The sequence below is a fragment of the Eikenella sp. NML070372 genome (genome assembly GCF_001648415.1).
Taxonomy (GTDB): domain Bacteria; phylum Pseudomonadota; class Gammaproteobacteria; order Burkholderiales; family Neisseriaceae; genus Eikenella; species Eikenella exigua.
Genome location: NZ_LXSN01000007.1, coordinates 40,607 through 54,995, shown reverse-complemented (window position 1 = coordinate 54,995; position 14,389 = coordinate 40,607). Strand labels below are relative to the sequence as shown.

At 51.3% G+C, this 14,389-nt stretch carries 17 protein-coding genes; 9 read left to right on the top strand and 8 right to left on the bottom strand.

What is annotated here, in order from left to right; genetic code table 11:
* The first annotated feature begins 75 nt into the window (after positions 1–75).
* The 7 genes from A7P97_RS08535 (at position 76) to murJ (ending at position 6,820) form a co-directional block, all read left to right on the top strand.
* Positions 76–1,443, top strand: a complete 1,368-nt coding sequence (locus tag A7P97_RS08535) for an L-serine ammonia-lyase (RefSeq protein ID WP_067530130.1) — start codon at positions 76–78, stop codon at positions 1,441–1,443.
* A gap of 332 nt (positions 1,444–1,775) precedes the next feature.
* Complete coding sequence (gene gcvT, locus A7P97_RS08530; protein ID WP_067530129.1) at positions 1,776–2,876, top strand: glycine cleavage system aminomethyltransferase GcvT; 1,101 nt, start codon at positions 1,776–1,778, stop codon at positions 2,874–2,876.
* A gap of 328 nt (positions 2,877–3,204) precedes the next feature.
* Positions 3,205–3,396 carry a YqaE/Pmp3 family membrane protein gene (locus tag A7P97_RS08525; protein ID WP_067449290.1) on the top strand — a complete coding sequence of 64 codons (192 nt, stop codon included), beginning with the start codon at positions 3,205–3,207 and terminating at the stop codon, positions 3,394–3,396.
* A 190-nt stretch (positions 3,397–3,586) separates the two neighbouring features.
* On the top strand, positions 3,587–3,973 hold the full coding sequence (gene gcvH, locus A7P97_RS08520) for a glycine cleavage system protein GcvH (RefSeq protein WP_067449292.1): 387 nt from the start codon (positions 3,587–3,589) through the stop codon (positions 3,971–3,973).
* Between the two features lie 95 nt (positions 3,974–4,068).
* Positions 4,069–4,689, top strand: a complete 621-nt coding sequence (locus tag A7P97_RS08515) for a GDSL-type esterase/lipase family protein (protein WP_067530128.1) — start codon at positions 4,069–4,071, stop codon at positions 4,687–4,689.
* Between the two features lie 234 nt (positions 4,690–4,923).
* Entirely contained in the window at positions 4,924–5,127 is a 204-nt protein-coding gene (locus A7P97_RS08510; RefSeq protein WP_067449296.1) for a hypothetical protein, read from the top strand.
* A 154-nt stretch (positions 5,128–5,281) separates the two neighbouring features.
* Entirely contained in the window at positions 5,282–6,820 is a 1,539-nt protein-coding gene (gene murJ, locus A7P97_RS08505; RefSeq protein ID WP_067530127.1) for a murein biosynthesis integral membrane protein MurJ, read from the top strand.
* Positions 6,821–6,991: 171 nt separating this feature from the next.
* On the opposite strand, the gene A7P97_RS08500 is transcribed toward murJ, so the two are convergent.
* Positions 6,992–7,213 carry a hypothetical protein gene (locus A7P97_RS08500; protein ID WP_067530126.1) on the bottom strand — a complete coding sequence of 74 codons (222 nt, stop codon included), beginning with the start codon at positions 7,211–7,213 and terminating at the stop codon, positions 6,992–6,994.
* Positions 7,214–7,337: 124 nt separating this feature from the next.
* Between A7P97_RS08500 and luxS the strand changes: the two genes are divergently transcribed.
* Both luxS and A7P97_RS08490 read left to right on the top strand, forming a co-directional pair.
* Entirely contained in the window at positions 7,338–7,847 is a 510-nt protein-coding gene (luxS, locus tag A7P97_RS08495) for an S-ribosylhomocysteine lyase (protein WP_067530125.1), read from the top strand.
* A gap of 83 nt (positions 7,848–7,930) precedes the next feature.
* On the top strand, positions 7,931–8,146 hold the full coding sequence (locus tag A7P97_RS08490) for an RNA-binding S4 domain-containing protein (RefSeq protein WP_067524609.1): 216 nt from the start codon (positions 7,931–7,933) through the stop codon (positions 8,144–8,146).
* A 101-nt stretch (positions 8,147–8,247) separates the two neighbouring features.
* Here the strand turns inward: A7P97_RS08490 and A7P97_RS08485 are convergent, their stop codons facing one another.
* The 7 genes from A7P97_RS08485 to A7P97_RS08465 form a co-directional block, all read right to left on the bottom strand.
* Positions 8,248–8,748, bottom strand: coding sequence for a hypothetical protein (locus tag A7P97_RS08485; RefSeq protein ID WP_067530124.1), 501 nt, complete (start codon positions 8,746–8,748; stop codon positions 8,248–8,250).
* An 84-nt stretch (positions 8,749–8,832) separates the two neighbouring features.
* Positions 8,833–9,297 (bottom strand): hypothetical protein, encoded by a 465-nt coding sequence (locus tag A7P97_RS10245; protein ID WP_125079994.1) that lies wholly within the window; start codon positions 9,295–9,297, stop codon positions 8,833–8,835.
* 102 nt (positions 9,298–9,399) lie between these two features.
* Positions 9,400–9,999, bottom strand: a complete 600-nt coding sequence (locus tag A7P97_RS10240; RefSeq protein WP_125079995.1) for a hypothetical protein — start codon at positions 9,997–9,999, stop codon at positions 9,400–9,402.
* 2 nt (positions 10,000–10,001) lie between these two features.
* Complete coding sequence (locus A7P97_RS08480; RefSeq protein WP_067530123.1) at positions 10,002–10,487, bottom strand: hypothetical protein; 486 nt, start codon at positions 10,485–10,487, stop codon at positions 10,002–10,004.
* Positions 10,481–12,151: a hypothetical protein gene (locus tag A7P97_RS10235; RefSeq protein ID WP_125079996.1), complete on the bottom strand. Its 1,671-nt coding sequence runs from the start codon at positions 12,149–12,151 to the stop codon at positions 10,481–10,483. Before A7P97_RS10235 ends, A7P97_RS08480 begins: the two co-directional genes overlap by 7 nt.
* 149 nt (positions 12,152–12,300) lie before the next feature.
* The gene (locus A7P97_RS08470; protein ID WP_067530121.1) at positions 12,301–13,317 is read right to left on the bottom strand and encodes an ABC transporter permease; all 1,017 of its coding nucleotides are present in this window, start codon (positions 13,315–13,317) and stop codon (positions 12,301–12,303) included.
* Positions 13,280–14,254 (bottom strand): ABC transporter permease subunit, encoded by a 975-nt coding sequence (locus tag A7P97_RS08465; RefSeq protein ID WP_067596349.1) that lies wholly within the window; start codon positions 14,252–14,254, stop codon positions 13,280–13,282. Before A7P97_RS08465 ends, A7P97_RS08470 begins: the two co-directional genes overlap by 38 nt.
* Between the last annotated feature and the right edge of the window lie 135 nt (positions 14,255–14,389).

Below are 14,389 nucleotides of genomic sequence, written 5' to 3'. Positions count from 1 at the left end.
TTTCTCAGACGGCCTCTCAGACAAATACCATTCCGGCTTTATAAAGCCGTATCCTAAAGATAAGTGAGCAGTGCCATGATTAGTGTATTCGATATTTTTAAAGTTGGGGTCGGTCCTTCGAGCTCACACACTGTCGGTCCGATGAAAGCAGGCAAACAATTCATTGACGATTTGTGCGCTCAAGGCAAATTGAAGCAGATAGAGCATATCCGCATTGACGTATATGGTTCATTATCCATGACCGGTTTGGGTCATGGGACGGATACTGCCATCATTATGGGGTTGGCTGGTTATTTGCCGCATAACGTCGATATCGATTTGATTCCGATTTTTGTTGAAAACGTTAAAGCAAGCGGCAAACTGGCTGTGGCATTAAACGAACACGAAGTACGCTTCCAATACGCCGAAGACATGTTGTTCCATAACGATTTTTTGCCTCTGCATGAAAACGGCATGACCATCACAGCCTTTGATAAAGACGAAAAAGAAGCCTACCGCCAAACTTATTATTCCATCGGCGGCGGTTTTATTGTTGACGAAGCGCATTTCGGCGCTGAAGAAAAACAAACAATTGAAGTCCCCTTCCCTTATAAAAACGCCAAAGACATTATCAAGTACTGCAACGACAACGGTTTGTCCATTTCCAATCTGATGTATCAAAATGAAGTTGCATTGCATGGCGAAGAAGCAGTTGAAGAATACCTGCAATACATCTGGCAAACCATGTCCGACTGCATGAAGCATGGCTTGGCAACTGAAGGCGTGTTGCCAGGCCCACTAAAAGTCGTCCGTCGCGCCACAGGGCTTCACCGCTGGCTTTCTGCTAATAAAAGCCTCAGCAACGACCCGATGCAGATTATAGACTGGGTAAATATGTATGCTCTAGCGGTAAGCGAAGAAAATGCCGCCGGTGGCCGCGTGGTAACTGCCCCGACCAACGGTGCGTGCGGTGTCGTGCCTGCCGTTTTGATGTATTACGACAAATTTGTCGAACCGCTCACCCCCGAAATCATCGACCGCTATTTGCTCACCGCAGGCATTATTGGATCGCTCTATAAAATGAATGCCTCTATTTCGGGAGCGGAAGTAGGCTGCCAAGGCGAAGTCGGCGTAGCCTGTTCAATGGCAGCGGCAGGGTTGGCGGAAATTTTAGGCGGTACGCCCGAACGCGTTTGCAGCGCAGCAGAAATCGCCATGGAGCATAGTCTTGGTCTCACCTGTGACCCAGTAGGCGGCCAAGTGCAGGTTCCTTGCATCGAACGTAATGCCATCGGTTCAGTAAAAGCCATCAACGCTGCACGTATGGCTCTGCGCCGCGCCAGTACGCCATATGTCGACTTGGACAAAGTGATTGATGCCATGTATGAAACCGGTAAGGATATGGACGCCAAATACCGCGAAACATCACAAGGAGGCCTGGCAATCAAGATTGTCTGCAATTAACATTGCAACCTGCTTTCATTAAAGAAGCTATCCTAGATAACTGGGGGGTTATTAAATGGGGCCTATACCCCACGGATGATTCCGCAACATCTTTAGCAAGAGTTGATACAGGTCTTCTTTGCGATGATTAAAGAGGAATCATCCGTTGGGGGTAAACTTGCTTCCCAAGTCCCTTATGTGTCGGCCTGTCTGCTAGGCTGCCTGAAACAGCTTCATCCAGAGAGCAGCGTGCAGTGCCCACTGAAGAATCGGCAAATTCGCTGAAAATCTCAGATACCCGAAACAGATTAGAGAAGCTACTTTTATTACCGCCCAATGGAGACCCTGAAATCATGCCTGCGATCAAAACTACCCCTTTCTACCAAGCCCATCAAGATGCGGGCGCCAAGCTGGTTGATTTTGCTGGCTGGGAGCTACCCATCCATTACGGCTCGCAAATCGCCGAGCACGAAGCTGTACGCACCGATGCTGGCATGTTCGACGTATCCCATATGCTCGTAACCGATGTATCCGGCGAGCAAGCCAAGGCTTTTTTCCGGAAACTGCTGGCCAACGACGTGGCCAAACTCGCCTTTGTTGGCAAAGCCCTCTACTCCGCCATGCTCAACGACCAAGGCGGAGTAATCGACGACCTCATCGTTTATCGCGGCAACGAAGCCGAAACGCAATACCGCATCATATCCAACGGCGCCACCCGCGAAAAAGACTCCGCCCAGTTCCAAAAAATCGGCGCCGAATTCAGCATTAAGCTTACACCCCGCTACGATTTGGCCATGCTCGCCGTACAAGGCCCCAAAGCCGTGGCTAAGCTGCTCGCCGTGAAACCTGAATGGGCTGACACCGTAAACAGCCTCAAGCCCTTCCAAAGCGCCGATTTGGGCAATGATTGGTTCGTAGCCCGCACCGGCTACACCGGCGAAGACGGTGTGGAAGTGATTCTGCCCGGCAGCGAAGCCGAGCCTTTCTTTAAAGCATTGCAACAGGCCGGCGTGAAGCCTTGCGGCCTCGGCGCGCGTGACACCCTGCGTATGGAAGCCGGCATGAACCTCTACGGCAACGATATGGACGACGATACCAGCCCGCTTGAAGCCGGCATGGCCTGGACGGTGGATTTGAAAGACGAAGCCCGCGATTTCGTCGGTAAAGCCTCGCTGGTGGCCCTGAAAGAAAAAGGCGTGAGTGTGAAACAGGTCGGCCTGCTCTTGGCCAAGGGAGGCGTGCTGCGCGAGCACATGGAAGTGATCACCCCGCAGGGCAAAGGGGTAACCACCAGCGGTGTGTTCTCACCCAGCCTCAAGCAATCCATCGCCATCGCCCGCGTGCCCAAAACCTTTGAAGGAAATACTGCCAAAGTGGTGATTCGCGGCAAAGAAGTGGATGTGCGAGTGCTGAAACTGCCTTTCGTGCGCAACGGCCAGAAACAGTTTGATTAAACGCGTTTAGGGTTTCAGGTAGCCTGTTGCATCAATCGGGCGTACAGGCTACCTGAAAGCAAAGCTTTAATGCCAAGCTGCTTGATGAAAAACCGACCAACCCCACCCGGCAAAATGCTGAAAAAATTCTAATCTATGGTGCCGCTCGCTGGTCGCTCGGATCGAACATGAAGCAATATCCGCAGATTAAAGCATTGGTAGAAAAATATACTGCCAGCTGGCCGTTTGAAAGGCAGGCATTGCAAAGGGCATTAACCCCGTCTCGGCAGTAATGCAGGCTACCTGAAAACATTCATTCCACCGCACCACTCAAGAAAGGAAACCCGCTATGCGTCTCATCCTCGCCCTGCTTCTGCCCTGGTTGCAATTTTTCACCATCGGCAAACCCATTTCTGGCGTCATCTGTCTGCTGTTGCAACTCACGCTCATCGGTTGGATTCCCGCCGCCATCTGGTCGGTGTATGCCCTGAGCCAATATAAAACCGACCAGAAAATCCGCCGTGCCCTACAAGATAAATAAGGCTACCTGAAAGCACAGTTTCAACGAAGCTAAGCAAAAGCGTAAGCCCGTTCAACACACACCACGAATTTGCTCAGTGCAAGATGCTGTTTTTCAGGTAGCCTTGCGTCAGCGCAAACCCAATACAGGCAAATCTGTATAATGTGAATGACCTTACATCAGCCCACCTTCATAACTCCGGAGAAAAACCATGAGCAACAACATTCCCGCCGAACTCAAATACGTTTCCAGCCACGAATGGCTGCGCGCCGAAGCCGACGGTAGCGTAACCGTGGGCGTAACCCACCACGCACAGGAGCTTTTGGGCGACATCGTATTCGTTGAATTGCCCGAAGTGGGCACATCGCTCGCCGCCGAAGACCAAGCCGGCGTAGTGGAATCAGTGAAAGCCGCTTCCGACGTGTACGCCCCTATTGCCGGCGAAGTCGTGGCCGTAAACGAAGCCTTGCCCGATGCGCCCGAAACCGTAAACAGCGACCCCTACGGCGAAGGCTGGTTCTTCCGCATCAAGCCTGTCAACCCTGCCGACTTAGACAGCCTGATGAACGCAGAGCAATACGCTGCCGAAATTGCCTAACTAGGTAAACAACAGCCTGAAAGTTGGCTTTCAGGCTGTTTTCCATTTCCGCCCGCAGCAGGTTTGCCAAAAGGCTACCTGAAACCCACACATCCATGAACAGACGACAATTCCTCATCAGCAGCGCCATCCTCACCCTGGCCGCCTGCGGCAAGCGCCGCAACCGCACCCAGGCCCTTCCCAAAGACAGTACCGTACTCGCTCTGGGAGATTCCCTCACTTACGGCTATGGTGCCGCCCCTGCTGCCGCCTACCCTATGCAGCTGGCTGAGCTCACCGGTTGGAAAATCATTAACGGCGGCGTATCCGGTGACACCACAGCCGATGCCCTCGCCCGCCTGCCCGGGCTTATGCAACGGCAGCCCAAACTCGTTATTATCAGCATCGGCGGCAACGACTTCCTGCGCAAACTGCCCGAAAGCACCACCCGCGCCAACATCGGCAGAATTATCCAAACCGTGCAGGCCGCAAACATCCCCGCCGTGCTGGTGGCCATCCCCCATTTCACCGTAGGCGCACTGTTCGGCAAACTCAGCGACCACCCGCTTTACCGGGAAATAGCCGAACAATACCGCCTCCCCCTGATGAGCGGCGCGTGGTCGGAAATCCTCGGTGACCGAGATTTGAAATCCGACCAAATTCACGCCAATGCCGCCGGTTACCGCCTGTTTGCCGAAAAGCTGTATGCCTTTTTAAAAGAACAGGGCTTTGCTTAAAACCGCTGTTGAGGCTACCTGAAAAAGTTTCATCCCAAACTAAGCCATGCGTTTGCCACATTAAGAGAATTGCCGATGAATCAAGATAAAAACACCATCAGAGTGAAAGTTTACGCGTATGGTATCCCTCTACAGCCGCTATACTGTCATGCAGGTATTTTTGGGCTTTCCGCTGGTTCTGTTGCTTATGGTTGCCGGTTTCGCATTAACCTGGGGCTGGAAATGGTCGGCTGAATGCTGTTTGCCGGCGAGCTGCTGTCGGCGTTAATCGACGGCGGTGTTTACTTTGCCGGCATTTCACTGTTTTTTCTTGTCTTCGCTATTCTGCCTAGTGATAACGGTGCAGGCGAGGCCTTGCCCATATTCGGACCGGTATTTGCCTTAGTCGGTGCCATCTCCTCCCTGATTTTATCGGCCGCATTGCCCAAGCCCGGCTAATCCTGCTGCCCATATTTTGAGGCTACCTGAAAACCGCAAAACAGTTTTAACTTCGTTAAAGCCGATGCTTTCAGGTAACCTTTTCTTCGCTCCCTCCCACAAAAGCAGCTGCTTGCGGTACACTTGCGCCCGTTTTATCTATAGGTAGGAAAGCATGAACCTTCTTAGCGCGTTGGCGAAAATCGGTAGCATGACCATGCTGTCGCGGGTGCTCGGTTTTGTGCGCGATGCGGTGCTGGCGAGGATTTTCGGCGCGGGCATTGCCATGGACGCATTCGTGGTGGCCTTCCGCCTGCCCAACCTGCTGCGCCGTATTTTTGCCGAAGGGGCGTTTTCGCAGGCTTTTGTGCCGATTTTGGCGGAATACCGGCAGAAGAAATCGCCGGCAGAAACGCAGGAATTTGTGCAGCATGTGGCGGGGATGCTGATGTTTGCGCTGCTCATCGTTACCGCCATCGGCGTGCTGGCGGCGCCGGCGGTGATTTGGGCCACGGCCAGCGGCTGGGGCGGCAAGCCGGAGAAGTTTGTGCTGGCTTCGCAGCTTTTGCGGATTATTTTCCCGTATATCCTGCTGATTTCACTATCGTCTTTAGTAGGCAGCATTCTCAACACTTATGGCAAGTTTTCCGTGCCTGCCTTCACACCGGTGTTGCTGAATGTGTCGCTCATCGGCTTTGCGCTGTTGGGGACGAAGCATTTCGAGCAGCCGGTGATGGCTTTGGGTTGGGGCGTGTTTTGCGGCGGGGTGCTGCAACTGGGTTTCCAGCTGCCTTGGCTGTTTAAGCTGGGCTTTTTGAAAATGCCGAAGTTGCGTTTCGGCGATCCGGCGGTAAACCGGGTGATTAAACAGATGGCACCGGCAATTTTGGGCACGTCGGTGGCGCAGGTGTCGTTGGTGATCAACACAAATATCGCGTCGTACTTGCAAAGCGGCAGCGTATCGTGGATGTATTTTGCCGACCGGCTGATGGAGCTGCCCACCGGTGTGTTGGGCGTGGCGCTGGGCACAATTCTGCTGCCGGGGCTGTCTAAACACGCCGCCACGGGCGACAAGCGGGAATTTTCCGCGCTGTTGGATTGGGGCTTGCGCCTGTGCCTGCTGCTCACGGCGCCGGCGGCGGTGGGCATGGCGGTGCTGGCCTTCCCGCTGGTGGCCACGCTGTTTATGTATAACAAAATCGGCGTGCACGACGCACAGATGACGCAACAGGCGCTGATTGCCTATGCGGTGGGCCTGCTGGGGCTGATTCTGATTAAGGTGCTGGCGCCGGGGTTTTATGCACAGAAAAACATCAAAACGCCGGTGAAGGTGGCGATTGTAACGCTGGTGTGCACGCAGCTGATGAACCTGATATTTGTGTGGAAGCTGCAGCATGCCGGGCTGGCCTTATCCATCAGCCTGGGCGCGTGTATCAATGCGGCGTTCCTGTTTTTATTGTTGCGGATTAAAGAGATGTATCAGCCCAAGGCGGGCTGGCGCGCGTTTTTGCTGAAGTTGGCGATTGCGCTGGCCGTGATGGCCGGCGGACTTTGGGCAGTACAGCATTATGTGGCGCTGGAGTGGGTGCGCGTGGGCGGCTTGCGGCGCACGGGGCAGCTGTTTGCGCTGATCGGCTTCGGCATGGTGCTGTATTTTGCCACGCTTGGGTTGCTGGGCTTCCGGCCGCGCCACTTCAAGCGGCGGGAAATGTAGTTCTGGAGATTTCAGGTAGCCTCTTATCAAAAGGCTACCTGAAAACGGAGCGAAGCGAAGTTTCTGCGAAGCTAAAGCGCAGCTTCAATGTAGTTCAAACGCCCAATCCAAACAAAACAAATCCGCCGGCAAACAATCGTGTTTGCCGGCGGATTTTATCGTTGCGGGGGGTTATTCGTCGTCTTCCTCTGCCAAGGCAGGATGCGCCGCTTCCTGATTGCGGCCGATCAGCCACAATACGCCGCCCACCACAACGAGTGCAATCTTAATGCCCCAGGCCACGTCGTCGCCCCAGTTGTAAATCCAAGCCAATACTTTCGGCACACGGTTGAAGAAGTCTAGAAAAATCGCCAGGATGCCTAAAATGGCCAAAGTGCTACCTATGTTTTGCATGATTGTCCCATTGTTGTATGGTTAAGAAAGAGGCAAAATCCTGCACAAAGCATACATTTTTTCAAGCCACAAGTGAAAATGGTATGATACCGTCTTCGCAATTCCAACACACAAAGGAACTTCCATGCCCCTGCTCGACAGTTTCACCGTAGACCACACCCGCATGCATGCCCCCGCCGTGCGCGTGGCCAAAAACATGCGCACCCCAAAAGGCGACGACATCACCGTGTTCGACCTGCGCTTCTGCGTGCCAAACCAAGAAATCCTGCCCGAAAAAGGCATCCACACGCTGGAACACCTGTTTGCCGGCTTCATGCGTGATCACCTCAACAGCGCAAACGTAGAAATCATCGACATTTCCCCCATGGGCTGCCGCACCGGCTTCTACATGAGCCTCATCGGCACCCCAAGCGAAGAAGCCGTGGCCGCTGCCTGGCAAGCCGCCATGCAGGATATTTTAAACGTGCAAGACCAAAGCCAAATCCCCGAGCTGAACGAATACCAATGCGGCACCTACCGCATGCACTCCCTCGAAGAAGCCCAGCAAATCGCCCGCAACATCCTCGCCCGCCAGATCGGCATCAATAAAAATGCCGACCTCGCCCTGAGCGAAGACATTCTCGGCAAGCTATAAATAGCCAAACAAAGAGGCTACCTGAAACATATTTTTCAGGTAGCCTCTATCGCCCGCCAAACCAAATATTCGAAACGAAAGCCATGCAAACCTTCTCCCTCAACGGCCACGAACACATCGCCCTGTGTGACCTCCTCAAACTCACCGGCCTGGCCGACAGCGGCGGCCAAGCCAAAACCTGGATCGCCGAAGGCCGCGTGCGCCGCAACGGCGAAACCGAAACCCGCAAAACCGCCAAAATCGTCGCCGGCGAAATCATCGAGTTGGATAGCGGCAGCGCGATTGAAGTGCAGGAATAGCGCCGCAATAAAGGCTACTTGAAATTTAGCTTCGTAGGAACTCCGCTGTGCTGCGTTTTAACTCCGTTGAAGCTGCGCTTTCAGGTAGCCTTTCTCTCAACCTAACTTTCCAATTCCTGCAAAATATAATCTCTCAAAGGCCGGTTATCTTTTAACACATCATCCATGATTGCATTAAATGCCGGATTCATCGCCTTCGTTTGCGAATCCCGCCAATGGTAAACGGAAAGCATAAAGTACGTTAAAATATCCAGCCGTCCGTTTCCTCCCTGCTTATTTTGCGCCGCCGCATCCACCAGATTCCGATACCTCGCTTGCAGATAGGCAGAACAGCTTGGGTATCTCTGATTCAACTGCTCTTCAGGCATAACGGGCAGTAATTTTTGCCTGCCTGCTGCCGAAGGAGGTGTCTCGTTTCTCAACAGCAACAAACTGCTTCTGGAAAACTGTTGCAAAGCCGCCTGTTGTTTGGCAACTGATTCTGCTCCATCTACATTGCTGCCGCAAATTGAGATTGGCATATGTTGATTGTACAAAACAACTTCTGGATATGCTTGCTGCATTATCAGTACACAAAGTATAGAAAAAACAAATCTCGACATATCCAATCCTTTCATATTCACAGTAGAACTCTTACAGGCTACCTGAAAAATTCAGGTAACCTTCTTGCATAACTTATCCCCTAATCACGATCCCGGATACGAGTAAATCGGCTTATTCTTATCACAAAGAATTCTAGCCGAAGGAAAATTTAGATCACCACGCACAGTATCTAAATTTCCTTCCATTGAAACATCAACTCCTACAATCATGTCATTGTCCCATTTATTCACAGCCCAAAATACACTATAGCTATAGCGACCATTTATCATATTTTTCTCACCCCACAATCCGGAGCTGCCGGTTTTTGTATTATCCAAACTCCTTTCTAAAACATCTTGTTTCGGATTGCTGAAAACCAATTCAGGGTGATTGGGATGGCCAAAACTATAAATATAGTTATCATCTTTTTGATAAATTGCCAATTGTTTCCCATTCACTGTTGTACAGGAAAAAACTGTTATAGCCAATGCTTCTGGCTTTTTTATTTCCGCCTGTATAAAAGAGCTTATTGTGCACATAACAATTATTGGAAATATTTTCATAGACATTCCGCCTATTAGCTTTAGTTTAACCTAAAAATTTATGCTTATCATATGCCTACCATACTATTCTCTGAGGCTACCTGAACCTTTCAGGCAGCCTCAATTGGTTTAAAATAACCCTTCCTGGCAATGAGGATTTGCCTCCGTATCGCCCCACCACAATTTATGTACATATCTGCACATCTCTGGATTATCTTTCAAAGATTCATAAACTACTGAATCTACTGGATTCAATACATAACCACCTTCTCCCCCAATAACATTCGAACCAACCTTAAAAAACCGCATACTTTTTGGAGATGGAGCCCACTCATGTATTGTTTCTACAAAATAGGCGGCAACATCCCACTTCCTGATACTATTTTGGTTCTGTTTTGTAGCCTGCTCCATTACATGATAGCGATGCCGGAGATAGGTTTCACAATCGGCGGCTATTTGTTCGGCATGGGCTAAAGAGCCAGGAATAATCTGATCTTCGTCTATTTTATAAAACTGATTAGAAGTTTGAGGATTAGGGGCTTGATTTCGCCTTAATAGTATCAATCCATTTTGGGCAAAATTTATGAATAATCCTCCTTTCTCGCCTATATAAGTCCTAGCACCACACTTTATTCCGATTGAACCCCTATCTAGATGACTAAGCCTATATACTTCACCATAAATAGAGCTGCTGGCAATAACAGTCATGATAAAAAATACATGATTCATACTCAATTCTCGAGATAATCATAAAACGGCATCCCATCCGCAGATCCATAAGCATATCCATCAAATGGCTCATCCATATCGTCTATGATTGGATAACGTTTTGAGCATTCCTCATCCCGAATCTTATTCTTACGTCTATTCCACACAGAAACCCCCATCCAGACGGTTTCTGTTGCGCTATCTATCGCTGTATATACGCGATAGCGATAGCCCTTATTTTCCATAACCATCGCACGCCACCGAAACCGCATAATCTCCGGGCCTCTGGGGCTCAGGGCGATGACCTGCCGTTTAGATTGAGAAAAAACCAACTGGGGGCGTTGCCCACGTTTACCAAAACTATATCGATAAGAATTACCTATGCTTTCTACTTTTACCTGATTGCCTCGGACAGTAGTGCAAGAAAAAACGGTTTTGGGGCGTTGTGCATAAGCTGGAAATATTACAGATGCAATAAATATTGCAAGGAAATATTTTATTTTTAACATCCCAATGCTCCCTTACCATTTAAATATTGATTGAACCTATCCCATCTATCTCTCTTCCCATTGTCCCCTCCATTTAAAATTCTGCGCACTTCATCAAAACGACCTTCACGGGCTGCTTGAGCCAACTTGCTTTTATAATGCGTCCAAAACCAAGCCGCACTTTCCGATGCCAAGACAGGGTTTTTTGCAATCAGTGACGGATCTTCCATAATTTGCGGCATACGTTTGAAATTGGAAAAACTTTGATATGCATCACGTCCAGTTAAATGCACCCATCCTCTGCCTATAAACCGATAGCCATCCCCGGGATACATATTTCCCAACCCAGGGCGTTTGTCATACAGGATATTGATACGCTCCTCTTCAGAAAGTTTAAGGAATTCAGCTTCAGCATTATTACCTTTTTGACTAACCCAGTCTTTAACATCTTGATTCAATCCTTTCCACGCATTAAATGTTTTATATACAGTACTCTCCGTCATACTCTTTCCTCCTCCCGTCTCTACATCAACATTTGCAAAAAATGCGGCTACCTCTGTTTTATTGGTTATCCCGTATTCTTTCATAAATCTGCATAGATGATATTGAAATAATCCTTTTTCCGAAAAAACGAGCGGCACTCCCTCCCAGGGGTCAGGGGTAACTTCCATAGGTGTACCTAAGATTACATTAAAACCAATATCCTTAGATTCACATTCATTTCTGGCATAAACTGTTACCGGGCCATTTTGACTACCTACTTTAAGAGTTAATTGAGTCTCACTAGTTTCCATTACTGTTAATAATGTACTACTAACCGACCAAGTAACCTTCTGATTGGCTGTTACGGTTAATGTGCTTCCGCTAATAAGAGAAATACGGTTAGTGAGTACATCTCGCACATTGACTGATGATGAAAGCTTCAATTTGGCCGTCCCATTATCCTGTTCCATACCCAACACCTTCCCCGTAGCCGGATCAAGCAGTGCGCGCTGTTTGTATTTTTCCTGCCACAGCTCGATGCCGCGCTCGGTGCGTCGGATGATCACGCAGTTGCCTTCGGTGTCGCACAGGCTCAGGCAGCGGCGTTCGTTTTTCAGGCTCTCGGGCAGGTGCGGATCGTGTTGGGCGCAGGCGGGCTTGAAGCGGCCGGAGGCGGCATCGTAGATTAATTCGGAACAGGTTTCTTTCGGCCAGGAGGTTTTATCTTTGCAAACATCAGGCGCGTTTTCTCTAGGACAAAATCTGGCAAAAACCCCTCCCGAACACCAAACTTTACTTTTACGATCTGGAGTGCAAAGCTGCCTTTGAGTATGGCAAACACTATACCGCTCTAATGCTTCTACAAACGATTTAGTTATCGGCTCCTCAGCACAGCCGAAATTACTGTCTGAATATCCTGCATAAAATTGTTTAAGCAAATTTACAGCCTCCTGCTTGGTTGATACATCCATCCGCAGGCTCTTATACGGTGGCACGGACGGATTATGTTCATGCAAATTGAGATTTACGTAAAAATAGCGGGCATGAGGAGGTTGGCACACTGATGGCCAACCTTCAGGTGCCACGGCCTTGCCGTCTAATCTCAAATTCAAACAGCGTCCGCTTTCGCAATCTTTCAGGCCGATCAGGCCGTTTACGGTGTCGCCGGTTTTCAGTTGGGTATTTGCATGGATGGTGGGCATATTCTTTCCCTTTCTGCAGATGTGTTTGAAGGCTACCTGAAAAAAGGTTTCAGGTAGCCTTCAATATAGGCTGCTTGATGGCGGATGGCAATCAATATACTGTAAATATTGGCATTTATTTGCAGTAAGTCAAACCTGCGGTCAGCTTGTTATTCTGACGAGGTACTGCCGGTATCGGCCGTTTCGGCAGCCGTATCTGCCTCCTGCGCAGCCTCTTCGGCCTCAATCAGCGCGGAGGGCGGCGGGGTGGCTGTTGCCGCTGCGGCTTCCTGGGCTTGTTTGTAGGCCAGGGCGGCTTCGCGGTCGCGTTTGTTGACGCGGCGCATCATGAAGTAGTTGCCGGTGATGACGAGGGTGCCGATGATGGCGATTAGGAAGGTGGCGAGCACGTTCATTTGCGGGTTCACGCCGCGTTTTACTTTGGCGAAAATCAGCTGCGGCAGGGTGGTGTAGTTGGGGCCGCTGAGGAAGGAGGTGATTACCAGGTCGTCCATGGAAAGGGTCATGGCGAGCAGGAAGCCGGAGGCGATGGCGGGGGCGATCAGCGGCAGGGTGATCACCCAGAAAACTTTCCACGGCTTGGCGCCCAAATCCTGCGCGGCTTCTTCCAGGGATTGGTCGAGCTCGCCCAGGCGGGTGCGGATGACCACGGTAACGTAGGCCATGCACAGGGTGGTGTGGCCGAGCCAGATGGTGAACCAGCCGCGCTCGAATTGCAGCCAGCTCAGGCTGGAGCCGCGCAGCAAGGCCTGCACTTGCAGAATCAGCATCACCAGCGAGATGCCGGTGATGATGTCGGGCATCACCATGGGGGCGGACACCATGCCGGTAAACAAGGTGCTGCCGCGGAAGCGTTTGATGCGCGCCAGGGCATAGGCGGCCATCGTGCCGAGCACCGCGGCGGCGGCGGAGGAAATGAGCGCGATGCGGATGGAGAGCCAGGTGGCTTCCAAAATCTCGCTGTTATTCAGCAGCGCGCCGTACCATTTGGTGGAGAAGCCGCCCCATACGGTTACCAGCTCGGAGCGGTTGAAGGAATACACCACCAGCACCAGCAGCGGGATATAGAGGAAGGCCAGCCCCAAAAACAGGCAGATGCGCAGAAACCAGGTGGACGATGCAGATTTTCTAGCCACGGCGCGCTCCTTCCAGCTGTTTGGCTTCATGACGGTGGAACAGGCCGATGGGCACCACCAAAAGCAGCACCATCACCACGGCCATGGCCGAGGCGAGCGGCCAGTCGTTTTGGGTGAAGAAGGCCTGCCACAGGGCTTTACCGATCATCAGGTGTTCGGGCCCGCCCACCAAATCGGGAATCACAAATTCGCCCACCGCCGGGATAAACACCAGCATGGAACCGGCGATGATGCCGCTTTTGGAGAGCGGCAGGGTAATGGAAAAAAATGATTTCACCGGCCCGGCGCCCAAATCGGCAGAGGCTTCGAGCAGGCGGTTATCCAGCTTGAGGAGCTGGGTGTACAGCGGCAGCACCATAAAGGGCAGATAGGTGTACACCATCACGATATTGAGCGAGAAGCTGTTGTAGAACATATCCAGCGGCTGGTTAATCCAACCCCAACGCAACAGCAGGTTGTTGATGATGCCGTTTTGCGAAAGCAGGCCCATCCAGGCGTACACGCGCAGCAGCAGCGAGGTCCAAAACGGCAGCATAATGGCCAAGAGCAGCGGGTTGCGCCATTTTTCGCGGCTGCGCGAGATGGCGTAGGCGATGGGGTAGCCGGCCAAGAGGCAGATCAGCGTGGCGGTGATGGCGGTTTTGATGGAGAGCAGGTAGATGTGCACATACAGGTTGCTGCCGGATTTGTCGGCAAAAGGGTTGAGCCCGAGCCACAACGACTGCCAGAAATTATCGAAAATGCCGGTGTAGTTCAGGTAGCTCAGGGAAATGTTCACGCGCCCGGCCGCTTCGTCCACCGTGTAGAGCGGGGTGTAGGGCGGAATCGAGGTGGCTTGCTCGGCCAGGCTGATTTTCAGCACGAAGAAGAAGGGGATCAGGAAGAGCACCAGCAGCCACAAATAGGGTATGCCGATAACCAGCCCCTGCCCGGGGCTGAGTTTGCGTTTTAAAGCCTGCCATTTCATTTTTCAGGTAGCCTCTCTTGCTTGCCCTGGCCTGAAAGTGCGGTTTCAGGTTTCAGGTAGCCTTTTCATGTTCGGCTGCCTTGCCGAACCGGTATGTTGGTTTTAACTCTGTTGCAACCGCGTTTTGGCTTTGCG